The organism is Microbulbifer sp. MCCC 1A16149 (genome assembly GCF_050368945.1).
GTDB lineage: Bacteria > Pseudomonadota > Gammaproteobacteria > Pseudomonadales > Cellvibrionaceae > Microbulbifer.
The window spans coordinates 3,986,826-4,010,209 of record NZ_CP185959.1; the positions used below are offsets into that span (position 1 = coordinate 3,986,826).

Here is a 23,384-nt window from a genome sequence, read left to right on the forward strand (position 1 = left end):
GATGATGTGGCGAATACTTTTGCTACTGCCATCCCTGTTACCTGCGATACCGCAGGCCGCAGACCTGCAGCTGATACCCAGTGTTTGCGCGGTAGACGAAAGCGAATCCCACTGCAGCATTTCAGTGAAAGTCCATTTTGATGCGGACGACAACAAGCGCTACTGCCTGTCGATCGTCGGCAGAGGACTGGTGCGCTGCTTTTCCGGGGACAATGACGATCTCGAAGTATTTATCAGCAGCGCCAACGACACCCGCTTTCAGGTGACGTCCAGCGAAAGTGGAGAAGACGTCGCCGCAGCAATCCTTAAAGTCGCCCAATACCAACCCAAACGCCATCGCCGTCGTTACGGCTGGGGCTTACTGTAATGACATCCCTACAGCACCCTGCAAACAAACCATCCACTGCGGAGACGGAAAGAGCCCCGGGCAAATACCGTATTTTACTACTGGAAGACGACGAGCAGCTCGCCGAGCTGATCGTGCGCTTCCTTTCCGAGCGCCACTGCTCAGTGACCTACGCGGCAAATGGCCGCGAATTCATGAAGGCAGTACACCACAAGGATTACGATCTGATCATAGCCGACGTGGTGCTGCCGGATGCCAGCGGATTCAAACTGCTGGAACAGTTCCGCAGCCAGCTCAGCTGCCCGCTAATTTTTCTCAGCGCGCTCAGCTCTGTAGATGACCAGGTAACCGGCCTGCAACTCGGCGCCAACGACTACCTGGTAAAACCGGTCGATCCACACCTGCTGTGGGCAAAGATCGAGGCCCAACTACGCACCACCCAGAGCCCGATGCCGGCCACCGCCAGTATGAAATTCGGCCCACTCAGCGTCGACCTGGTAAGCCGCCAGGCGCTGGTGCACGACCAGTTACTGCCGCTCACCACCAACGAGTTCGACCTGTTGCAGATTTTTGCCGAGCAACCGGCGCGCCTGCTGAGCCGGGAGTACCTGTTCCGGCGGGTGATCGGACGGGAATTTGACGGGCTTGATCGGGTGATCGATATGCGCGTAAGTCGCCTGCGCAAAAAACTGGATGCCATTGCCGACGGCGTCGCCATCCAATCTATCCGCGGCCGCGGCTACTCCCTGAATACCGTGCACGGCGCCCCCTGATGCGCCTGCAGATGTTGCGCCTGGTCAGCGTGCTCGCGCTGGCCCTGGTGGTGGTCTACTCCTCGGTCGCAGCACTGTATAACCTCTATTCCACCACGCCTGAGGAATACACCATCAGTGCCACACAATTGGCACAGGCGCTGGAGCGCAGCGATGCCCCCCTGGCGCAGAGCTACCCTGCGGACGCCATTCATTTTTCCAGTGCGTTGCGCGAGCGTCTGGATGCAGGTGAGGTTGTCGGACTGACTGCGGGAGAAGAACAGATTCTGTTTTATCATCGGCACGGCAATGCGGTACTGGAAATCGGCCCCTTCCCCCACGAGCAGGCCCAGAGCGTAACCCAGTGGCGGCTGCTGTTTATCGGCTCCATGCTGGTCGTTTTGCTGTTGCTGACCTGGCCGATGTTCAGCGATCTCAATCGCCTTCAGAACCAGGCGATTCGCTTCAGTAAAAAGCCATTCCATATTCCCGATCAGTTCAGCCGGCGCTCCACCATTTTTCCGCTGGCGGAAACCTTCCGCCGCATGGCAAACATCGTTACCGGGCACTTCCAGATGAATCAGGATCTGGCGCGCACCATCGCCCATGAGATTCGCATGCCACTGGCGAGAATCAAGTTCCAGCAGGCACTGGCGGGTAGTGATTCGGAAAGTGCCCAGGTGATTAACCGGGCCACGCGGGATATCGAACAGCTGGTGGAAAAATACCTGAATTTCGCCAGGGTCGAGGTACACGAACAGTTTCTCGCGCGGAAATCCATTTCCCTCGAGACATTCTTTACCGAGCTCGGATCGCATCTGGAAACCCAGTGCCCCGATCTGGAAATTGCCTATTATTTTCCCGACAAGCGCGCCTGGCTTGAGCCGGACTCGCTGACCATTGCGATCCAGAACCTGGTGACCAACGCCGGAAAATACGCCCGCGACCGGGTGGATATACGCTTTGAATTGCGCGCCGGCTTCTGCCACTTGTCAGTGGAAGACAACGGTCCGGGTTTGGGCGGCGACGCGCTGGAGTTGACCGATGCCTTTACCCGTTCGGCCACCGATGACCAGGGTTACGGCCTCGGGCTGTATATCGTGAAGAAGGTGATGATGTGGCACGAGGGCGAACTGCTGCTGGATCAGTCACCCAGTCTCGGCGGGACCCGCGCCACACTGCGCTGGTCCAACCGGGGATGAAATCGATATTCAGCCTATGGCCTCAGCGCCAGCGACAGTGCCGGTAGCATCTTCGAAAGTGACCATCGAGCGACTTTCATTGCCCTGCTGATCAATGGCCATGGGACAGCGGGTACCCGGCAGCACAGTGAGGTCGAACAACTCGGTTACCGGCCCGTCGAGTCGGATCCAGTGCTCCAGATTGCCGGTTTTGAGGTTGATAAACTGTACACCGCACCAGGCCTCGTACTCTTTATCCGCCAGGTTCTGATCCAGCTCAAGCCCCTCAAATCGCTCGCGGCGAGCCCTGGAGAGACCGACAATCGCATAGTCCCCGAGAATCGCCAGGCCGCGAGCAAAGCCCGGGCAAAAGGTGTGCGGCACGAAACTCTTGGTCTCGAAATTCACGTAGCCCAGGTAGCCAGTGCCACTGTTAAGCACCCATAACCTGCCATTCACCCAGCGCGGTGAGTGCGGCAAGGACAATCCCTGACACACGACCTCATTGGTCTCCACATCGATAATGACCCCGCCGTTGTCGCGGCGCGCGCGCCAGCCGTCAATGATGTCCGACTGACATACGGCACTCACGTACTTGGGCTTGCCGTCCATCATCGCCAGGCCGTTCAGGTGGCAGCGGTCTTCCGGCACGATCTTGCTGATGAAGTCCGGCTTCCAGATTGCGCGGAAGCTGTGGGTCAGGCTCAACTCCGCCAGGCAGTTGTACCGGGTATTGACGAAAACGACCTTGCCATTTTTCTGGATACCCAGCTCGCGGATATCTACCTCGCCGGTAAACTGCAGGTTGCGCGGCATATAGCAGGTATCAAAAATCTTACCCGCCACCCGCCCCGGCGGTAGCACGTTCTCAAAACGCCAGATTTGATATAGGCCGCCCAGATAAATGCGATTGCGATTGCCCACGATGCCCATGGCGCGCTCGAAAAATCGCTCGTGGAAGGACAACTCGCCACCGGGCTCGGCGCCGACCATGCAAACACGGTCGGATTGAGATGAAGTGAAGGCAATGGACAGTCGATGCTGGCGCATCCAGTGTGCGAGCCCTGCGGAGCTGGTATGGCGCACAGGCTCCAACCTGACTCTCCGGGACTCACGGGCGGCGGAATTGGCGGCTTGTTCTGGCTGCGGTCCTTGCTGAGCGCTGGTCTCTAACTTGTCTGCCACCGGCTTCCCGGCTTCGGCGGCCACATCTGCGTCACACATTTCGCTACCACGGCGTTGCTTCAGGGTCTGCAGCCGCAAACCCTGTCGATAATCTCGCTCGCCAGGCGATCTGGCGGCGCGGGAGTGTACGGCGCCCGAAAATGTGACCGTGGGGACTGACTGTAACAGTTTGTACCAAGTAGCGGTTTTACAGGGGATTGCGGCAATCCGGGACGGGATTTCGCGATTCCACTGCGCTAAGGATCACGGCCAAATGCACAAATTTCCGCCAATCCGACTCCCAATTGCCACACATCACCTCTATAATGCGCGCGCCTTGGCCGGATAGCCGCTGTTTCTAACCTCAGCCCAGTCCCCGCCTGACCAAATTCTCCGGTGTGATCTGTCTCTATTGATAGCTCGCAGGCACACCCAATCACGCATTACGCCCAGAGGCCCCCAGTGATAGACAATCTTCGCAATATCGCGATCATCGCCCACGTTGACCACGGTAAAACCACCCTGGTAGACAAGCTGCTGCAGCAGTCCGGTACCCTCGACCGCCGCAGCGCCGACTCCGAGCGCGTGATGGACTCCAATGACCAGGAGAAAGAGCGCGGTATTACCATCCTCGCCAAGAACACCGCGATCCGCTGGAACGACTACCGTATCAATATCGTGGATACCCCCGGGCACGCCGACTTCGGCGGCGAGGTAGAGCGCGTACTGTCCATGGTGGACTCGGTGCTGCTGCTGGTAGACGCGGTGGACGGCCCCATGCCGCAGACCCGCTTCGTGACCTCCAAGGCCTTTGAGCAGGGTCTGAACCCGATCGTGGTAATCAACAAGATCGACCGCCCGGGCGCGCGTCCGGACTGGGTAATGGACCAGGTGTTCGACCTGTTCGACAGCCTCGGCGCCACCGAAGAGCAGCTGGACTTCCCGGTCATCTACGCTTCCGCCCTGAACGGCATCGCCGGTCTCGACGAGACCGATATGGCCGAAGACATGTCTCCGCTGTTCCAGATGATCGTCGACAAGGTTGAGCCGCCCAAGGTAGATCTGGACGGTCCTTTCCAGATGCAGATCTCCGCTTTGGACTACAACAGCTACGTGGGTGTCATCGGCGTGGGCCGCATCAAGCGCGGTACCCTCAAGCCGAACCAGCAGGTGGTGATCCTCGACCGCGACGAGAACAAGCGCAAAGCCAAGGTACTGCAGGTAATGGGTTACCTGGGCCTCGAGCGCGTGGAAGTGGAGCAGGCCAGCGCTGGCGACATCGTGTGTATCACCGGTGTAGGTGAGCTGAATATCTCCGATACTCTGTGCAACCCGGACCACCCGGAAGCACTGCCCGCGCTGTCGGTGGACGAGCCCACCGTGAGCATGACCTTCCAGGTGAACGACTCCCCGTTCGCCGGTAAAGAAGGCAAGTACGTAACCTCGCGCAACATCAAGGACCGTCTCGACCAGGAGCTGATCCACAACGTGGCACTGCGCGTGGAGCAGGGCGATTCCCCGGACAAGTTCAAGGTATCCGGCCGCGGTGAACTGCACCTGTCGGTACTGATCGAATCCATGCGTCGCGAAGGTTTCGAGCTGGGTGTATCCCGTCCGGAAGTGGTACAGAAGGAAGTCGACGGCGAGATCCACGAGCCCTACGAGGAAGTGGTCATCGACGTGGAAGAGCAGCACCAGGGTCCGATCATGGAAGAGCTTGGTCTGCGCAAGGCCGACCTCACCAATATGGAACCGGACGGCAAGGGCCGTGTGCGCCTGACCTTTATCGTACCGTCCCGCGGCATGATCGGCTTCCGCTCCCAGTTCCTGACCATCACCAGCGGCTCCGGCATCATGACCAGCATCTTCGACCACTACGGTCCGGTGAAGGTGGGCGATGTGGCCAAGCGTATCAACGGCGTACTGGTGTCCATGACCAAGGGCAAGACCCTGGCCTACGGCCTGTTCGCACTGCAGGATCGCGGTCGCCTGTTCCTGGGCCACGGTGAAGAGGTGTATGAAGGCCAGGTGATCGGCATTCACTCCCGCGGCAACGACCTGGTGGTAAACCCCACCAAGGCCAAGCAGCTCACCAACGTGCGCGCCTCCGGTACCGACGACGCGCTGACCCTGTCACCGCCCATCCGTCACACCCTGGAGCAGGCACTGGAATTCATCGAAGACGATGAACTGGTGGAAGTGACTCCGGAAAGTATCCGGATTCGCAAGAAGATCCTGCAGGAAAATATGCGCAAGCGCGCGAAGAAGTAATTCTTCAGGAAAATAAAAAAGCGCCCCGAGGGGCGCTTTTTTTTAACCGGTAAAACAGAGAAATGAATTAGAACTCATAGCTCGCTTTCAGGTAATAGAAGCCACCGCCAATACCGAACGGGGAGGTTTCGTAGTACACACCACCCAGCACGTTGTCCGGCGCTCCGACAATGGAGCCATCAATCTTGCCACCCTTCTCATCCAGCAGGTTGGACGCACCGGCGGTCAGGAAAATGGACTCGGTAGCCTGGTAGGAAGCCTCCATGTCGAGCGTGAACTCGGAGCCCAGCTGCTCACCAAACCAGTCGGCGTGTACTCCGACATACTCACCGTAGAAGTTTGCGCGCACGAAGGCGCTGAGCTTGTCCCAGTTTTGCGCCATTGTGAAGGAAGCGCGGTGCTCCGGCAGTCCGCGCTCCAGACGAACCGCTTTACAGATTTCACCCTGGTTATTCACAAAGCCGCCGCCACAGGTAGCATCGCCCCCTTTTACCTCGGTCTTGGTCCAGTTGTAAGCCATGCTGAAGTCGGTCGCACCACCAAACAGATCCGCACCGTAGGTTGCCACCACATCGACACCGGTGGTTTCGGTATCGAAATCATTGGCAAAATAGTTGATCTGCCCGATCAGCTCCGGATTGGGTACTCCGGCTAACGCCATCGCCGCGCGCTGGGCGTCGGAGGGTGCGGCGTTATCGGTCAGCGCAATACGGTCTTCCACTTCGATGTAGAAAGCATCGATGGTCAGATCAACCGGTCCTGCGGACATAACCAGACCGGTGGCGAAGTTCACAGACTCTTCAGGCGTCAATTCTGCTTCACCCAGTTTGGGGGCCGGCAGGGTTTGTGCCTGGGTCAGCTGGCCGCCGACGATGGACGTTTGCGTGTTGACCACTGAGGACTGCCCCATGGTCGGCGCACGGAAACCGGTGCTGTGCGAACCGCGCCAGGCCACGTTGTCGGTCAGCTGCCAGTTAAACACCAGCTTGTAGTTGGCGGTATCGCCGAAGGTATCGAAATCTTCGTAGCGCAGCGCGCCCCCCAGCAACAGGTCATCGGTTACCTGATTCTCCACGTCCATATACAGCGCGTAGTTGCGACGCTCGGCGGTGCCCGCTGAATCAATCGAGAATCCCGCAAAACCGTGTGAACCGATATTGAAGCCCTGCTCGGCCAACGGACCTACCTGCCAGGACATGCCCTCACCGGCAATAATCTGGAAAGATTCTTCGCGCCACTCTGCACCCATTGCCAGGCTCACGGAATCAAACTGCTTTTGCAGGTCCAGGTTCAGAGTTTTTTCCAGCTGGATGTATGCACCGGTTTTGAAGTCGCGCTTGCTGTCCGGGCCAAACGACGGGTTGATGGTGTTGTTCAGGCCGAATTCTGCTTCGTTGCGGCCCACAGAACCACTGACGTCGTAATTCCAGCCCTGCATGAAGCCGTCGGTCAACTCACCGCGACGACCTGCAGTAATGGAAGTGTCGGTAATATCGCCGACAAAGCGCGGGGTGTAACCGCCGGGAATCATTTTGTTGAAGACGAAGCAATTCGCGTCGTCCAGCAGCCCCGAGTTCACCATATCGGAGCCATCCGCCAGCGGCGTTGTGCGGTAGGCATCGCAACTCGCCGCATTGCCGTCCAGTGCGCCGACCAGTCGAATGCCGTCGCCATCGGTGTAGACACCTTCACGACCATTCGGGTTACGGTAATAGAAACCGCCGTCGACCATACGGTTGGAGTAGTTGGCAAACGCGTAAATTTCGCTGCCATCTTTCAGGTCGATGCCGAAATTACCGAACAAGGTCAGGTCATCCTCGATCTTGGGGGACCCCCAGATTTGCGCCGGCTCCGCAATCGCCGTATTGCCGGCGTCGATCATTTCCTGTGCATCCGGGCGCTGCACCGAACGCGAGGTATCGTCGGCATTCTTCAACTGGAAGCTTAAATTCAGGAAACCGGAATCGGTCATGGGCATGCCGTAGTTGCCCGCCATGGTCGTGGTCTGGCCGTCCCCTTCAAAAAATTCGCCGCTTTTGATTTCCAGGGAACCGCCCTCGGCATCGTCTTTGAGCACGAAGTTCATCACCCCGGCTATGGCATCTGAACCGTACTGGGCTGCCGCACCGTCACGCAGTACTTCAACCTGCTTGAGCGCGATGCTGGGGATCACAGAAATATCCGGGCCCTGGGCGCCATCGTTCAGGCCGCCGCCCTGGAAGGCGATAACCGAGGCGCGATGGCGGCGTTTGCCGTTCACCAGAATCAGGGTGGAATCCGATGACAAACCGCGCATATTGACCGGGCGGATCATCGAGGCAGCATCACTAATCGGCTGGTCGTGCACGTTGAAGGAGGGAACCGAGCCTTTCAGTAAGTCGAGCATATCGCTGCTTCCCGATTTGGCCAGGTCATTCGCGTTGAGTACATCCACTGGTACCGGGGATTCTGTCACTGAACGGGGTTTGGTTCTGGAACCCACGGTAACCACTTCTTCAATCACTTCCTGAGCATCGCCGCTGGTCTGTGCAAATGCAGGCATTCCCAGGCTGCCAGCCAGTGCCACCAGGGAAAGCGAAGTAACTATTTGTTGGACCTTCATGGTTTCTCTCCAATAAGCATTTATTATTTTTTGGAGCAAAATTTCGACGTATAGATTGATTCGTCAAAATTATCGCGATGCACGCAAAGGGTGAAACAGTCACCCCTTGCGCACAAACCGATTGGAAAGCATTAGTGTCGCGAAGTCTACCGAAAGACTCGCGACAAACATTGTGAAAAAATCAGCAGAGTAAAGAAGGCCAGTAAAGTCAGGCTTAAAATTCAGATGCGTCGCACAACGGTAATTAATGACTTTATTGCCATTGTATCCTCAGGCCGTGGGCGGTGCCGTCTCGACGAAAAATTCATCTTGCCCGGCGATTTCCAACAGGCGCTGCAGGTTCGGATGGGAATCGATGGAAAAACGATTGCGGAATACACCCCAGGCCACCCCCACTGCCACACGGTAATCTGCATCGCCCAGATTGCCGGTCTCGGGCAAAGGCGCGGAATTCAGCTCATCGAGAATTTTTTCAACACGCAGTTTCTGTCGGCGGGTATACACATTCGCATCGATATCCAATCCGCTGCGCTCCAAAAGGAACAGGTTGATGGCCGCATCCATCAGCGTGTTGGCGAGACAGTATCGATCCAAATCCACTGCGTCGGGAATAAACTCCTTGCCGGATTTCTCGCGCACATATTTTACGATCGACGTGGAATCGGTGAGCTTTAGCCCAGCGTCTTCCAGAAACGGAACACGCAGAGTAGGCGTGCCCGGCTCGGTAGTGCTGTGAATATCCAGCTCCACCATTTCCCAGTTCAGGCCGGATTGCATTAAAGCCAAACGACAATGGCGCACGTAGGGTGAAGTCAGGCTGCCAAAAAGTTTCATAGCGACTCTTCCTTTTTCTTGTCCACTTTTTTAACACAGCGGTCGATCATGGCGAAAAGGTGAGTCACCAGCAATAGCAATCGGCTTTACAATTCAAGCTAGGGACTGCGGGCGCACAGTGCGCACTTAGCGCGGGAGGTTTTCCATTCCATTAACATGAGAAAAATCGCTCGCGCACTTGCTGCCAGGTGCCGAGTGCGCTGCGGCTGTGCAGGCACACGGTTATCAGGGGAAAGTCTTCGAGTGCCTGCTGCAACGTCTCCAATCCCTGATGCGCTGCGATTTCGTGGGGAAAACGATTGGTACCAGCGCCCAGGGCGGGGAACAACAAGCGCTTCAGGTCGCGCTCCCGCGCCAGTGCCAGCACGCTCTGATAACACTGGCGCAGTTGCGCAATACCCTTTGCTCCCCACTGGTCGCCACTACTCCACTGGGGCGTGACCGTGTGCAACAGGTAGTGCACCGGCAGATTGGGTGCGCTGGTGATACGCGCCTCGCCCACCCGGCACTCGGGCAACCGTGAGCACTCACTTACCAACTCCTGTCCGGCGCGATCGTAGATCTGTGCAGACAGTCCGCGCCCGCGGATCAGGTGTTTGTGCGCCGGGCACACCAGCGCATCAGCCTCGATAGTGAGAACATTGTCACAAATCAGCTGCAGCTGTCCCATGGTGGCCTCCGCGCCAATCCCGTTCCCCATTACTATAGCCTGCTGACTCCCGCGAAACGGGGCTTCCGAATTATCGGCCGAAGGATCTGGCCGTAAACACAGTACGCCACATCATGGAAAAAAACGCAGAACAAAATCATCAGGCGCCCCCGCGGGATGTCTCCGCCGCCGATCCCGTTACCCAGGCCCGCGCGCTCGAGTTGCGCCGACGCATCCAGGCCTCGGGTTACATGCTTATCTTTGCCCTCGCGATTACCGGCGCCATGGGTGTGATCGCCCTGATGGGCGCAGACCTGACACTGGCCGCGACGCTGTTCTGTGTCGCCGGTGTGATTTTGCTGGCCTATGTCGGGGTAAACGTGGCTGGCCCCAGCCGCAAAACACCAATGCTGGTGGGCGCGCTGCTGCTGGTGCTCTATTTTTACCTACTATTGTCTGGCGGGGTAAATAACACCGGTCTGATGTGGGCGGTGATGCTGGTGCCCGGGTTTATCAACCTGTACGGCTACAAGTGGGGCACGGTCACCCTCGCCGGTGTTGGCGCCGCCACCGCGCTGATCCTGTTTTTGCCGGATTTTCCCGGCCTGCTCGCCCAGTACGATACCGCCCACCGCGCGCGCTTTATCGCAGTGTTCGGCGCACTCACGGCGCTCACCGCGATCCTCGACAGCAGCCGTCACCAGACCCAGCAGATGCTGCACCGACTCACCGCAGAGCTGGAAAACCACGCCTGTACCGATGCACTGACCGGGCTTTCCAACCGTCGCGAGGCCTACAAGGCCATCGATGAACTGGAGCGTCGCAATCGCGAATTGGCCGGGCGCTACACGGTACTGATTGGCGACCTCGACAGTTTCAAGGCCATCAACGATACCTTCGGCCACAGTTTCGGTGACCGCGTACTTCAGGATGTGGCGAAAATACTGCAGGAAAATACCCGTGCCGACGATATTGTGGCGCGCTGGGGCGGGGAGGAGTTCCTGATCCTGCTACCAAACACCGACGTGGAAGGCGGCGGCATACTCGCCGAAAAACTGCGTCACAAGGTCGAGTCACTCAGCGACCAGTACGAAGAAGCGGTCACCATCTCCATCAGCTTCGGTGTGGCGGAAGGCGGCGCCGGCGCAGCACAGGCCGATCACGGACAGCTGCTCGCCGAGGCCGATTCCCGGATGTACCGGGCCAAGGACGCCGGGCGCAATCAGGTGATCTCCGCCTGAGCCCTTCGGCGACACTGTGCTGGCTCCCAGCACGCCCTCCAAGTAACCCCAAATCTCCGATCCCGACGGCCTGCGAAAACGCAGGCCCCTCCCTATAATGTCAGCAGCCGCCGGGTGCGGGCTTATTTCCGCGCCGGAGAACGCAACTGCTCGGGAGGAAATCGCCATGAAACTGATTCCACGAGACACCATGCTCGATTTCGATGAAATCGTAGAGCAATTTTTCAATACCGGACAATCCAGGGGTGAATCCCGCAGCGGGTTCTTTACCCCGAGAGTGGATATTCACGAGCGCAAGGACTGCTACGAGGTAAGCGCGGAAATGCCCGGTATCCGCAAGGAAGACCTGGATGTGACCCTGGAAAACGGGGTTCTGACCATCGAAGCGGAAATGCACCAGCACACCGAGGGTGAAGAAGACCGCAAGGTGCTGCGTCAGGAACGTCGCTACGGCAAATTCACACGCAGCTTTAACCTGGGTGAGGATATCCGCGAAGAGGATATCGATGCGACCTTCAAGGATGGCGTGCTGACCCTGACCGTACCCAAGTCAGAGCCGAAGGAGCCGGTGACCCACCGTATCCAGATTCACTGAATCGCTCCGTCAACACACGACAGCAGGCAACAACAGGAAACAGAGGGCCGGCAGAGTCCGGCCCCGATGTCCCGGATCAGGAGAGATGGGCGAGAAGCTTTTCGCGCACTGCCGGCGGAATCTCCGCCTTGCACTGCTGCTTGTAGTCAAAGTGCACCATCACGCAGTCGCCCTGGGCCACCAGCTTGTCCTTCTGCCATACCTCCTGGTGGATGGTCATGGAGGTGTTGCCCACCGCTCGCAGGGAGGTGCGCACCTCCACCGGCGAGAACAGATAGATCTGCGCGACAAAGTCCACATCCATTTTCTTCAGGATCAGGTTCCAGCCGTCTAACGCCAGGTCGGGATTGAACAGTGCAAAGATCGGCGTGCGCCCCTGTTCGAACCATACTGGTACCACGGTATTGTTGATATGCCCGAGGGCGTCGGATTCACTGAAGCGGGGTTCAACCTGGTACGTGAACATCTTTATCCTCATGAACAGATGGGCTTGGGAAAGCGGAGTATTTAACCAGCCCACAGCGCAATCGGCCAGCTGGGCCGAAACGCCGGGCGATTTTGCCAATGCAAAAGACAGATTGGGTCAGACCAGCGTAAAATGCCGCACCCAGATTCGCTACGCTGGCGCAAGCATTCCGTAGCGCCCGCCACCGTACAACGCCGTACAGCTTCCATTCTCTTTTTATTTGCCGCCTATTTTTATGAGCCAGAAAGCTAAACGTCCCCTGTATATTCCCCACGCCGGGCCATCCCTGCTGGAAATCCCCCTGCTCAACAAGGGCAGTGCCTTTACCCTGCAGGAACGCATCGAATTCAACCTGATCGGCCTGCTGCCGAACAACGTCGAATCCATCAGCGAACAGGTGCGCCGCGCCTACCACCAGTACCAGCAGTGCCGCACGGACCTGGAGCGTCATATCTACCTGCGCGCCATCCAGGACGACAACGAGACCCTGTTTTTCCGCCTGATCGAGCAACATATCGAAGAGATGCTGCCGATCATCTATACCCCCACCGTGGGCGCGGCCTGTGAAGAGTTCTCCAATATCTACCGCAATCACCGCGGCCTGTTTGTGTCCTACCCGGACCGCAAGCATATGGACGACATCCTGCGCAGCGCGACCAAGGAGAACGTGAAGGTCATCGTGGTCACCGACGGTGAGCGCATCCTCGGCCTCGGCGACCAGGGCATCGGCGGCATGGGGATTCCCATCGGCAAGCTGTCCCTGTACACCGCCTGTGGCGGTATCAGCCCGGCCTACACCCTGCCGGTCACACTCGATGTGGGCACCAACAACCGCACTCTGCTGAACGACCCCATGTACATGGGCTGGCGCAACGAGCGTATCTCCCAGGAGGAGTACGACGAGTTTATCGAGGAATTCATCGCCGCGGTGAAGCGCCGCTGGCCGAAGGTACTGGTGCAGTTCGAGGACTTTGCCCAGACCAACGCCATGCCCCTGCTGAAGCGCTACCGCGACGAGATCTGCTGCTTCAACGACGATATCCAGGGCACCGCATCGGTAGCGCTGGGTACCATGCTCGCGGCGTGTAAGGCCAAGGAAGAGAAACTTTCAAAACAGAAAGTACTGGTGGTGGGTGCCGGCTCCGCGGGCTGCGGTATTGCCGAACAGGTGGTGTCAGCCATGGTCGGGGAAGGGCTGACGGACGAGAAGGCCCGCGAACGGATCTACATGTTCGACCGTTACGGCCTGGTCACCAACGAAATGAAAGGCCTGCACGACTTCCAGGAAAAGCTGGCACAGAGCACCGAGCGCTACCCCCTGGCCCCGGAGTGGGATCTGCAATCCCTGATCGAGCAGGTCAAGCCCACCATCCTGATCGGCGTATCCGGCCAGGGCGGCCTGTTCACCCAGGCGGCCATTGAAGCGCTTCACAAGGGCTGCAAGCGCCCGCTGGTGATGCCGCTGTCCAACCCCACCTCGCGCGCAGAAGCCACACCACAGGAAGTTCTGGAATGGACCAACGGCGAGGCCATGGTCGCCACCGGCAGTCCGTTTGAAGCGGCAGAAGTAAATGATAAAAAATATCCCATCGCCCAGTGCAACAATGTGTACATCTTCCCAGGCATCGGTTTGGGCGTGATCGCGTCTGGCGCCAACCGGGTGACGGAAAACATGCTGATGGCGGCATCCAACGCGCTGGCAGAAAATGCGCCGGTGGTGAAACACGGCAGTGGTGCACTGCTGCCGCCGCTGTCGGAAATCCGCGAGCTGGGCAAGGCCATTGCCATGGCGGTGGGCAAGCAGGCTCAGGAAGATGGTGTGGCCCCGGGAATTACCGAGGAAAAACTGGAAAAGAATATCGAGAAAAATTTCTGGTCGCCCAACTACCGCCGCTACCGCCGCGTGGCATTTTAAAAAAATCCCCTTTGCGGGAGGGAGCCGCAAAGGGGACAAGAGGGCACTCATGATCGATTGCGAGTGCGTGCGGAGTAGAAAATTCACAAGGCCTGTCTACAGGCCTTGTGAATTTTTCAGGTAAGGTTTGAAGACCCGATCAGAAGGTCCAGCGCGCACCGATTTCTGCTAACCAGCTTTCGTTTTCGATTTCAAAAGACGCCGGCAATAAGTTCGAATTTACCTCGATGTCGTCGGCCTGACGCCAGCGCAGTCCGCCAAAAAATTCCAGCTGTTCATTGCACTGGTAGTTGAGACCCGCCATCAACTGGTAGGCAAATACACTGTCATCGTCGTCGATGATAGAAACATCAGAAGGACTGTAATCCACGTCCACCCAGGCGTTACCCAAGCCCGCACCGATATATGGATTCAGCGACCAGCCCGCGTCAAAATCGTAATACGCATTCACGAACAGATAGTCGGCAGTAAAGTCACCGCGCCCGTCTGCCACCAGGTCGGCAACGGAGATACCCAGGTTGCCCGGGGCACCGCTGACCAGCACACCAGCGTCTTCACTTCCCAAAGGGATATCCGCAGCGGACACACCGAAATGGCGATCCACGTCGTGTTTGGCGTAGGCGTACTCGGCTTCAAAACGCAGGGCATCCATACGCCAACCCAGCGCCAGATTCACCCCGGCACCACTGTCCACATTGGTGCGCCACCGCACATCGGTACCAGCCGGCAGCGCGACGCCGGCAGGGATGGTGGTGCCCGGGCCGGTAACAAATTCGCTGGTGAAAGTGCCGTCGTTAACGGTGTCATCCATATTGTTGTAGCTGAGAGTGCCGCTGACATAAAAACCATCCGCATAAACCGCGGAGGAACCGAGACCGAGGGCAATAGCCAGAGCAAGAGACTTTTTCTGCAACATGATGTTTTCCCGTTGATCACAATTGGTGCCATTGCTACGCGATATCAGCAACAGTGGATTCGAAAAAATTACATTGCAGTTTGAAAATCTGCCACTTTTCACAGATAGGGAAAATGCGCATAAAAACTTGATCCGGAACAGGAGCTGTTACGTAGCTGACGCTTTATGAACCCAGGATATCCAGACGCAACTTTTTCCGCGCAAAAAAATGGCGGGCACTGTGGCCCGCCATTTAACTGTGTGCTGTTAACCGCGTGCGTTAACCAGCCTTGACGCTCTCAACCCAGTCGTTGACGCGTTTTTCCAGTAACGGCAGCGGCAGTGCACCACCACCGAGAACCGTATCGTGGAAGGCGCGAATGTCAAACTGGTCTCCCAGTGCCTCTTCCGCCTGGCCGCGCAGTTCTTCAATTTTCAGCATGCCGATCTTGTAGGAGGTGGCCTGGCCGGGAACCGTCAGGTAGCGACGCACTTCCGAACGCACCGCGCCCTCCGGGATTGCGGAATTATCCAGGAAGTACTGCACTGCCTGGTCCTGGCTCCAACCCTTGGCGTGCATACCGGTATCCACCACCAGGCGAATGGCGCGCCACATTTCTGCGGTCAGGCGACCGAAATCCTTGTAGGGATCCTGGAACTGGCCCATCTCCTTGGACAGCTTCTCGGAGTACAGCGCCCAGCCTTCCACATAAGGCGTGAAATGCGCCTGGGTGCGGAACTGCGGAATACCTTCCAGCTCCTGGGCGATAGAGATCTGCATATGGTGGCCGGGGATGGCCTCGTGGTAGGTCACGGTTTCCATATCGGTAGTAGACAGCGCGCTCATGTCAGACATGTGCACATAGTAGGTGCCGGGGCGGGAGCCATCCGGGGTACCCGGAACGTAGTGCTGGGCGCCGCCCGGCACTTCGCGGAAGGCTTCAACCCGCTTCACTTCCAGACCCGCCTTGGGCAGGATGCCGAAGTATTCCGGCAGCTTTTTGTGGATATCGTCGATAAAGCTCTGGGTTTCTTCCAGGTACTGTTTGCGTCCCTCATCCGTGTTCGGGTAGTAGAACTGGTCATCGGTGCGGATAAACGCGAAGAATTCGGTGAGGTCGCCGTCGAAGCCTACCTTGTCCTTGATGGCTTCCATTTCCTTGCGGATACGCGCCACTTCGTTGAGGCCGATCTCGTGCACCTGGTCCGCGGTCAGTGGCAGGGTGGTGTAATTGGCGAGACGGTTGTTGTAGAAGGACTCGCCGTCCGGCAACTCGGATACGCCCTTGGGCTCCTCATCCGCGTTCACCCGATCTTCCTGCAGCCACGCGATATAGGCGTCGTAGGAAGGCTTCAGCTCTCCGCTCAGGGCCTTCTCCACTTGCACCTGCAGGTCTTTGGCGGTGGCGTCATCGATGGTGCCAGCTTCTTTCAGCGCGGCAATTTTCTTCTTCGCGTCCGCCATTAGCGGTGCGTCGTCACCTTCGCCAAACGGCTGGCCGGAGGTGACCTTCTGTGCGCGTTCGATCGCCAGATCGTAGGCGAACTGGGGCGGACGAATTTCCTTGCTGGCGGAATCCTGGGCGCGCTCCAGCAGCTGTCCGAGGGCGCGGCTGATACCGCCGATACGGGCAATGTAGTCGCGCATATCCTGCTCGCTGTCAACCTTGTGCTGGTTGATCAGGAAGGTGGGGAACTGGGCTTCCGGTCCGCCCAGCTCGCTGGCGAAGTAGGAGTAGTCCCAGAACGGCTGGTTGGCCTTTTCCTGCTCGTACTGGTGTACCCAAAGGTCATAGGACTCTTTGCCCGCCGGGGTCAGCTTGTCGTAGTCAAATTGTTCCTTCATCTCCTCGACGGTGGCTTTCTTCCACGCCAGCTCGCGCTCGGACGCGGCCTTGCTCATATCGTCGATTTTGTCGTACTGCTCCTTGCGCCCCAGGTAGCTGAGCTGGATCGGGCTGAACTGCAGCTGCTCCTCGTACTTAGTGTCAAACCACTCGACCAGGCGCTTGGTCTCTTGCTGCTGGTCTCCGGCCTGGCTAGTCGGGTCTGAGGCCTGCGCCGAGGTGGCTTCGACACTGTCATTGGTCTGCTTGGGTTCTTCTGCCTGCTGACAGCCCGCGATCGCGGTCGCTATTACCAGGCTCAGGAGCGTTTTACGCATAGGTATTTGCCTCTAGGGTTTTCAAGTCTTGTTGTTACACAGAGTGAAATAAAACGTGAAATAAAATTCAGCCGGCCAACATCGCATGCTGGCCGGCTTCGGTCGATGCCGCTGCGACGAATTTACCGCCACGCGAGACCAGTGGTAAATCGGGGTTTATTGCTGCTCGAGGGTTTCCGCCTTGGTCAGCTTTTTTTCCGCGCCGTTCACGATATGCAGCTCCCGCTGTGGGAACGGGATAGTAAGCCCCTCCGCCTCGAGCGCGGGCTTGAGCTTTTTCATCAGTTCCCAGTACACATCCCAGTAGTCATCGGTCTTGGCCCAGGCGCGCAGGTGCAGGTTCACCGAGCTGTCGGCCAGGGCCCGCACGGCGTAGGCGGGTTCCGGGTCGGTGAGGATACGCGGCTCGTCGGCCACCAGCTGGCGCAGTACGCGCATACCGGTTTCAATATCGTCGCCGTAGGCAATACTGGCGATAATCTCGATACGGCGGCTGGCATTGCGGGTGAAATTGGTCAGGGTTTCGCCCCACACCTTGTCGTTGGGGGCGGAAATACGCAGGCCATCCGGGGTGTCCATCTCGGTGGTAAACAGGCCGATCTTGCGCACGGTGCCGATGGTACTGCCGAACTGGATGGTCTCTCCCACGCGGAACGGGCGCAGCCCGAGCAGCACGAAGCCGGCGGCAATACACTGCAGGGTATCCTTGAGTGCGAGACCCACGGCGAGACCGGCGGCACCGAGCAGTGCTACCAGCGACGTGGTATTGGCCCCGAAGATATCCAGCACCACCAGGCCACCGATGACGTAGGTGCCCCACACCGCCAGGGTTTCCAGTACCGGCACCAGGGTTTCATCGATCCCGCGCTCGGTCAGGCGATTGACCGCGCGCGATACCAGCTTCGCCGCAATCCAGGTAACGATCAGCGCCAGCACTGCCCACAGTAGGTTGAGCCCCACGTCCATCACCACGGGCCACAGTTCTTCCATCTGCGCTTTCAATCCATCCACAATATTGTCTCCTGTTACCGGTGGCTATTGGCGATCAAGAATAAGGCACCGGCCGCAATGGCGGCCAGGTAATCATAAAAAGCTTTCGTGTAATTCTTCCGACAGCTGACGAACCGGCTACTGCGCACCGGAAAAGAAGTAATGCTGCACCAGCTGCAGTACCAGCAAGGTCATCACCAGGATGAAGATCAGGTTTTGGCGGTTCATCAATGTGCTCCCCCACAAGGTGCCTCAGCGGCGAGCAGGCCCTCGGACACCAGCCAGTCTCGCGATTCGCGCAGCATATCCTCCAGGGAGAGGTCATTTCCATAACCCAGTTCCGCTGCTGCCTTGCTGCTGTCGGCAACCACCCTGCGGGTGATCATCGCTGCTTTTTCCGGGGTCAGGGTCGGTTCGCGCCCGCTCACCCGGGCGGCAAGATCATTGCATTGCGCCAGCGCGCGGATCAGAAATGCCGGCGTGGTACGGGTGGGAACGGGTTTGCCAACGAGGCGCGCGATAATGCCGAAGAACTCCAGGAAACTCGCATCGGTGCCCGCGAGAATATAGTTTTCGCCACTGCGCCCTTTGTGAAAGGCATCGATATGCGCGCGCGCTACCGCGCCGGCATGGCAAAAGGAGCCGCTCCCCGGTGGCACGCCCGGCAGGCGATCTTCGGCGAGCATAAAGAAGGTCTGGGCCCAGCTGGATACATCGTACTTGCCGACAATGCCGCAGGGATTCAGGAATACGGCGTCCAGCCCCTGCGCCACTTCCTCACGCACTGCCAGTTCCGCGCGTTTTTTGCTGTACAGGTAGTGATGCCGGGGGTCATCCGCCAGCTTCGGACTGTCTTCGGTGATCGCTGTACGGTGGTAACCGTAGGCGGAAATGGAGCTGGTAACGATCAGCCTGCCCGGACGCTGCTGGGCGGCGAACTGCTGGCGCGCGACACGGGCGATATTGGCCGAGCCTTGCACATTGTCTCGCCACTGCTGGGCATTGCCACCGCGCCACATGCTGGTATTGGCGGCGAGATGGAAGATGGCATCGACCTGTGCGGGCAGCGCGCGCTCGAGGGAGGCGACATCGTCCAGGGCCGCCTGTACCGGGGTTGCACCGAGGGTTTCCAGCCTGCGCACGTTGGCACCCGCACGATGCATGGCGGTTACCTGCCACCCGTCATTCACCAACTGTTCGATCAGGTTGGCACCGAGAAAGCCGGTGCCTCCAGTCACAAATGCCTGCATGCCGATTCTCTGATTCGTCGGGCGGCGGCGCCGCCCGGGAACTAAGAGACTACTCTATCTTCAAACCCAGTTCATGGGCGAGAAACGCATACTGGTTGGTAAAATCCTCCACCTGCATCCACACCGGCTTGCCGGCACCGTGGCCCGCACGGGTTTCCACCGCAAGGTAAATCGGGTTATCGCAGCCCTGGTCGCCCTGCAGCGCTGCGGCAAATTTATAGCTGTGCCACGGAACCACGCGATCGTCGCGATCCGCGGTGGTGATCAGGGTCGCCGGGTAACAGGTGCCTTTTTCGGTGTTGTGTACCGGTGAGTAGGCGTAGAGCGCAGCGAACTCATCCTTGTTTTCCGACAGGCCGTAATCGCTGGACCACTGGCGGGCGTTGGCGGAAGCGGTGTGGTAGCGCAACATATCCAACACACCGACAATCGGCAGCGCCACCCTGAACAGCTCCGGACGCTGCACTTCGGTAGCGCCTACCAGCAGGCCGCCATTGGAACGGCCCATGATACCGAGCTTCTCCGGTGAGGTAACTTTCTCTTCGATCAGCCACTCTGCCGCACCGATAAAATCATCGAACACATTCTGCTTCTGCAGCTTGGTACCGGCCTTGTGCCAGGCTCCACCGTACTCGCTGCCACCGCGCAGGTTCACCATGGCAAAGGTGCCACCCATATCCAGCCAGCCGGCAAAGCGGGTGTAAAAGCTCGGCAACTGCGCGGCGTTGAAGCCACCGTATCCGTAAAGCAGTGTCGGATTTTCCGCGTCCTTTTTCAGGCCTTTTTTATGTACCAGGAACAGCGGCACACGGGTGCCGTCTTTGCTTTTAAAGAAGTGCTGGCTGATGGTGTAGTCAGAAAAATCTGCGGGATATTCCGGCGCTTTGACCTTCTCCGTTTTTCCGCTGGCCACGTCCAGTTTGTAGATGCTGGGCGGCGTTAAGAAATTACTGAACGAGTAGTAGGTCTCGCTATCGTCGGAGTCGCCGTAGAAACCGGACACGGTACCCATCCCCGGCAGCTTCAGCTGGTACTGCTGCCGGCCATTGAGATCCGTTACCACCACCTTGGATTTTGCGTCTTCCAGGTAATGCAGCACAAAGCGGCCACCAATCAGGCTCGCGCTCTGCAGGGCATCCTTCTGCTCGGGTACCAGGGTTTTCCAGTGCGCCCTGTCGGGCTGATCCAGGTCGATGGCAATAATGCGGCCATTGGTGGCATTCGCATTGGTTTCAAAATAGAACGTCTTGCCCTTGTTGCCGAGGTAGGTGTACAGCGCGTCCCACTCGTCCAGCAGTTTCACCGCCTTTGCATCGGGATCGGTCAGATCCTTGTAGTAAACGCCATTACTGTCGTAACCATCAAAAATCCCCAGGATCAGGTATTTGCCGTCGTCACTGACTTCAGCACCCGGGTTGCGGGTGGGATGATCGGTAATTTCGTAGACAAGCTGGTCCTTGCTCTGAGGTTCGCCGATCTTGTGGAAATAGACCGAGACCTGCTTGCTGTCGTCGGCACTGCCGTCTTCATTGAACGGATAGCGGCTGTAGTAAAAACCGGATTCATCCTTGGCCCAGCTGGCACCGCTGAACTTGATACCGGTGAGGCGATCGGGAATCAGTCGCCGGGTCTTCAGGTCCCGCACGTGGTAGTCGGTCCAGTCGGTGCCGCCGTCGGAGGTACCGTAGGCCAGGTAGCGCCCATTGGGGCTGACGGAGTAGCGCTTGGCGGCGATGGTGCCGTCTTCACTGAGGGTGCGCGGATCCAGCACCACGTGTCCGTCTTTGGTGATATCGCGGGTGGTGTAAAACACACTCTGGTCCCAGCTGCCGTCGTTGTATTCATAGAACACCTGGCCGGCCTTTTTGTAGGGCACGCCATAGCGCTCGTACTCCCACAGCTGGGTCAGGCGATCGTTGATCTTCTGCCAGCCCGGCAGCGCCTTGAGTTGCGGCAGGGAAAAGTCGTTCTGCGCAGTCACCCACGATTTCACCGCCGCGGATTCCTGGGCTTCCAGCCAGCGATAGGGATCACTGACTTCGGTACCGAAGTAGTCGTCTTTCTGGTCGACGGTCCTGGTTCCAGGGTATTCGGGCTGGCCCTCGTCGCTGGCAGCGAACGCAGCCGCCACAGCAATACACACGGCACCCAGGGTGAAAGCGGTTTTCTTCATGGAGACTTCCGGTTTTTTATTGGCGATCAGTGGGCTAATCTAGAAAATTCGCCGCCAGCGTTCTAGCGGGTAACAGCATTTTAGAAGAGGTTATCGATGAAAGGCCTGATTCAGCGGGTAAAGCACGCGAAAGTGGAAGTAAGCAGTGAAAACGTCGGCGCCATCGACCACGGGATTCTGCTGTTGCTCGGCGTTGAAGCCACAGACACCGAGGAAACCGCGGACAAGCTGCTGCACAAGGTGCTCCACTACCGCATATTCAGCGACGAGCAGGGCAAGATGAACCTGAACGTGCAGCAGGCCGGCGGTGGATTGCTGGTGGTCAGCCAGTTTACCCTGGTGGCGGATACCGCCAAGGGCCTGCGTCCCAGCTTCAGTCGCGGCGCCACACCGCAGCAAGCGGAAGCCCTGTACGACTACTTCCTGCAGCAGGCGCGCGTGAAAACCGCCGAGGAATTCCCGGTGGCCGGCGGTCAGTTCGCCGCGGACATGCAGGTATCACTTTGCAACGATGGCCCGGTCACTTTCTTGCTGGAAGCCTGAGCCCGCTCACTGAGCACCTTCAAGCGCGCCTTGCGAGTGTCCTTGGGCAACGCACCCAACTGCTCCACCGCGGTGTAGAACGCCTCCCAGTCTTCGCCGCTATCCCGGTACAGCTGCACAAACGCGGGCACCTGGGACTGGTATTCGCTCACCAGTGCCAGGGTGGCGTTGTTGGTCTTTTCGATCATGCGCGCAAATTTCTCATCCTGCACCCAGCCCGCCGAGGCCTCGCGATAGCAGTGACGCAACCGTTGCAGGGTCTGCGCCTTGCGTGCGCGTTTTTCCTCGGTGCCCAGGTCCTTGTTGTCGTAGATGGACTTCAACTGCTTGCGCGCCGCCACCATCAATCCGTTTACCCGCCTGGCCTGGGCCACGCTCTTTACCGCGGGCTGCGGTATGCCGTTGCGACGCCGCCAGTCTGGCAGTGCAATCCGCGACACCGCGGTGGCAAAGCTCTCGTTGAAACGGGTGTCGCCGGAAATGTAAACCCGACGGTGCGCCAGCTCGTGAAACAACAGGCTGGCGAGCCGGTCCGGTTTCCAGTTTACGAAGCTCGACAACACCGGGTCATCGAACCAGCCAAGTGTGCTGTAGGCGGGCACCGGGCCCAGATAGACATCATAGCCCTGCGCACGCAGACGTCCTTCCTGGCGCACCGCGTCGCTTTTATCGAAATAACCGCGATAGCTGGCGCATCCGGCAATTGGGTAGCACCAGCGTTTCGGGGACAGGGAAAACTCCGGTGCCGCGATCAAATTGTACAGCGCATATTCCCCGTCCAGCTGGGTATAGTCGCTGTATGCGCTGTCCACGGGCAGGTGCAGTTCACCGGCGGCGTAGGCGCGGATCGCGCGCACCCACTCCAGTTGTAGTTTCAGCTTGGGATCGGTCTGCTCATTCGCCACCAGGTGATCAATGGATTTGCGCCCGGCGAGTATTTTCAGCTGGCCGGTGGCCGCCTGGGAGTAGAAATGCACGGTTTCACAACTGGCCACAGAAAACGCACCCAGGATTACCAGGGTAATTGGCAATAGCCGACACCGGCCACTGCCAATCAGGTTGGAAGCAGCTAACTTTAGGTATGCGAAGAAACGTTTAAGGGAAATATCCATGCAGCCCGTGGCAGCGGTCTCACTGGTTTTTACGATGGTTCTCGGCGCCGTTTTGTGGATTCAGGTAGTGCGGCTCAGTGTCGCTGAATCCACTGGCCTGACGGTGCTCGCTATTCTTTGCCCGCCGATCCCGTTGGCACTGTTGCTGGCCGACAGTCAGCATCGCCAGGGATTGTTGCCACTGGTGGTGCTGGTGGCCGGCTTTTCCAGCATAGTCGCAATTTATTCCTGAGGGAAAACC

General features: G+C 58.3%; 20 protein-coding genes. 9 read left to right on the forward strand and 11 right to left on the reverse strand.

Annotated elements, in window-relative coordinates; all coding sequences use genetic code 11:
- The first annotated feature begins 1 nt into the window (after position 1).
- The 3 genes from ACONT6_RS16440 to ACONT6_RS16450 are packed head-to-tail and all read left to right on the forward strand — an operon-like array spanning position 2 to position 2,300.
- The gene (locus tag ACONT6_RS16440; RefSeq protein ID WP_428819499.1) at positions 2-367 is read left to right on the forward strand and encodes a DUF3019 domain-containing protein; all 366 of its coding nucleotides are present in this window, start codon (positions 2-4) and stop codon (positions 365-367) included.
- Complete coding sequence (locus ACONT6_RS16445) at positions 367-1,119, forward strand: response regulator transcription factor (protein WP_428819500.1); 753 nt, start codon at positions 367-369, stop codon at positions 1,117-1,119. The genes ACONT6_RS16440 and ACONT6_RS16445 overlap by 1 nt, the downstream gene beginning before the upstream one ends.
- Entirely contained in the window at positions 1,119-2,300 is a 1,182-nt protein-coding gene (locus ACONT6_RS16450; RefSeq protein ID WP_428819501.1) for an ATP-binding protein, read from the forward strand. The genes ACONT6_RS16445 and ACONT6_RS16450 overlap by 1 nt, the downstream gene beginning before the upstream one ends.
- A gap of 9 nt (positions 2,301-2,309) precedes the next feature.
- On the opposite strand, the gene ACONT6_RS16455 is transcribed toward ACONT6_RS16450, so the two are convergent.
- Positions 2,310-3,503 (reverse strand): TIGR03032 family protein, encoded by a 1,194-nt coding sequence (locus tag ACONT6_RS16455; protein WP_428819502.1) that lies wholly within the window; start codon positions 3,501-3,503, stop codon positions 2,310-2,312.
- A 402-nt stretch (positions 3,504-3,905) separates the two neighbouring features.
- Here ACONT6_RS16455 and typA point away from each other — a divergent pair, with 402 nt between their 5' ends.
- Complete coding sequence (gene typA / locus ACONT6_RS16460) at positions 3,906-5,714, forward strand: translational GTPase TypA (RefSeq protein ID WP_181254947.1); 1,809 nt, start codon at positions 3,906-3,908, stop codon at positions 5,712-5,714.
- Between the two features lie 67 nt (positions 5,715-5,781).
- Here the strand turns inward: typA and ACONT6_RS16465 are convergent, their stop codons facing one another.
- The 3 genes from ACONT6_RS16465 to ACONT6_RS16475 form a co-directional block, all read right to left on the reverse strand.
- Positions 5,782-8,316, reverse strand: a complete 2,535-nt coding sequence (locus ACONT6_RS16465; RefSeq protein WP_428819503.1) for a TonB-dependent receptor plug domain-containing protein — start codon at positions 8,314-8,316, stop codon at positions 5,782-5,784.
- A 270-nt stretch (positions 8,317-8,586) separates the two neighbouring features.
- Positions 8,587-9,150, reverse strand: a complete 564-nt coding sequence (locus tag ACONT6_RS16470) for a glutathione S-transferase family protein (protein ID WP_428819504.1) — start codon at positions 9,148-9,150, stop codon at positions 8,587-8,589.
- Between the two features lie 151 nt (positions 9,151-9,301).
- Positions 9,302-9,850 (reverse strand): macro domain-containing protein, encoded by a 549-nt coding sequence (locus tag ACONT6_RS16475; protein ID WP_428819505.1) that lies wholly within the window; start codon positions 9,848-9,850, stop codon positions 9,302-9,304.
- Positions 9,851-9,933: 83 nt separating this feature from the next.
- Here ACONT6_RS16475 and ACONT6_RS16480 point away from each other — a divergent pair, with 83 nt between their 5' ends.
- Positions 9,934-11,040 (forward strand): diguanylate cyclase, encoded by a 1,107-nt coding sequence (locus ACONT6_RS16480; RefSeq protein WP_428819506.1) that lies wholly within the window; start codon positions 9,934-9,936, stop codon positions 11,038-11,040.
- Positions 11,041-11,206: 166 nt separating this feature from the next.
- The gene (locus ACONT6_RS16485; protein ID WP_428819507.1) at positions 11,207-11,635 is read left to right on the forward strand and encodes an Hsp20/alpha crystallin family protein; all 429 of its coding nucleotides are present in this window, start codon (positions 11,207-11,209) and stop codon (positions 11,633-11,635) included.
- 76 nt (positions 11,636-11,711) lie between these two features.
- Here the strand turns inward: ACONT6_RS16485 and ACONT6_RS16490 are convergent, their stop codons facing one another.
- Positions 11,712-12,101, reverse strand: coding sequence for an acyl-CoA thioesterase (locus ACONT6_RS16490; protein WP_428819508.1), 390 nt, complete (start codon positions 12,099-12,101; stop codon positions 11,712-11,714).
- A gap of 235 nt (positions 12,102-12,336) precedes the next feature.
- Between ACONT6_RS16490 and ACONT6_RS16495 the strand changes: the two genes are divergently transcribed.
- Positions 12,337-14,016 carry an NAD-dependent malic enzyme gene (locus ACONT6_RS16495; protein WP_428819509.1) on the forward strand — a complete coding sequence of 560 codons (1,680 nt, stop codon included), beginning with the start codon at positions 12,337-12,339 and terminating at the stop codon, positions 14,014-14,016.
- A gap of 139 nt (positions 14,017-14,155) precedes the next feature.
- Here ACONT6_RS16495 and ACONT6_RS16500 read toward each other — a convergent pair whose 3' ends face one another.
- The 5 genes from ACONT6_RS16500 to ACONT6_RS16520 all read right to left on the reverse strand — a co-directional run bounded on the left by ACONT6_RS16500 (position 14,156) and on the right by ACONT6_RS16520 (position 21,488).
- Positions 14,156-14,932, reverse strand: coding sequence for an outer membrane protein (locus tag ACONT6_RS16500; protein WP_428819510.1), 777 nt, complete (start codon positions 14,930-14,932; stop codon positions 14,156-14,158).
- Positions 14,933-15,191: 259 nt separating this feature from the next.
- Positions 15,192-17,075 carry a DUF885 domain-containing protein gene (locus ACONT6_RS16505; protein ID WP_428819511.1) on the reverse strand — a complete coding sequence of 628 codons (1,884 nt, stop codon included), beginning with the start codon at positions 17,073-17,075 and terminating at the stop codon, positions 15,192-15,194.
- 156 nt (positions 17,076-17,231) lie between these two features.
- Positions 17,232-18,086 carry a mechanosensitive ion channel family protein gene (locus tag ACONT6_RS16510; protein WP_219932664.1) on the reverse strand — a complete coding sequence of 285 codons (855 nt, stop codon included), beginning with the start codon at positions 18,084-18,086 and terminating at the stop codon, positions 17,232-17,234.
- Positions 18,087-18,292: 206 nt separating this feature from the next.
- Positions 18,293-19,315, reverse strand: a complete 1,023-nt coding sequence (locus ACONT6_RS16515) for an NAD-dependent epimerase/dehydratase family protein (RefSeq protein WP_428819512.1) — start codon at positions 19,313-19,315, stop codon at positions 18,293-18,295.
- A gap of 49 nt (positions 19,316-19,364) precedes the next feature.
- Positions 19,365-21,488, reverse strand: a complete 2,124-nt coding sequence (locus ACONT6_RS16520) for a prolyl oligopeptidase family serine peptidase (RefSeq protein WP_428819513.1) — start codon at positions 21,486-21,488, stop codon at positions 19,365-19,367.
- A 96-nt stretch (positions 21,489-21,584) separates the two neighbouring features.
- Here ACONT6_RS16520 and dtd point away from each other — a divergent pair, with 96 nt between their 5' ends.
- Positions 21,585-22,031, forward strand: coding sequence for a D-aminoacyl-tRNA deacylase (dtd, locus tag ACONT6_RS16525; protein ID WP_181254935.1), 447 nt, complete (start codon positions 21,585-21,587; stop codon positions 22,029-22,031).
- On the opposite strand, the gene ACONT6_RS16530 is transcribed toward dtd, so the two are convergent.
- The gene (locus ACONT6_RS16530) at positions 21,962-23,062 is read right to left on the reverse strand and encodes an aminopeptidase (RefSeq protein ID WP_428819514.1); all 1,101 of its coding nucleotides are present in this window, start codon (positions 23,060-23,062) and stop codon (positions 21,962-21,964) included. The two genes, dtd and ACONT6_RS16530, sit on opposite strands and share 70 nt — an antisense overlap.
- A gap of 79 nt (positions 23,063-23,141) precedes the next feature.
- On the opposite strand from ACONT6_RS16530, the gene ACONT6_RS16535 reads away from it, so the two are divergent.
- Positions 23,142-23,375 carry a hypothetical protein gene (locus tag ACONT6_RS16535; protein WP_181254933.1) on the forward strand — a complete coding sequence of 78 codons (234 nt, stop codon included), beginning with the start codon at positions 23,142-23,144 and terminating at the stop codon, positions 23,373-23,375.
- Positions 23,376-23,384 lie beyond the last annotated feature (9 nt).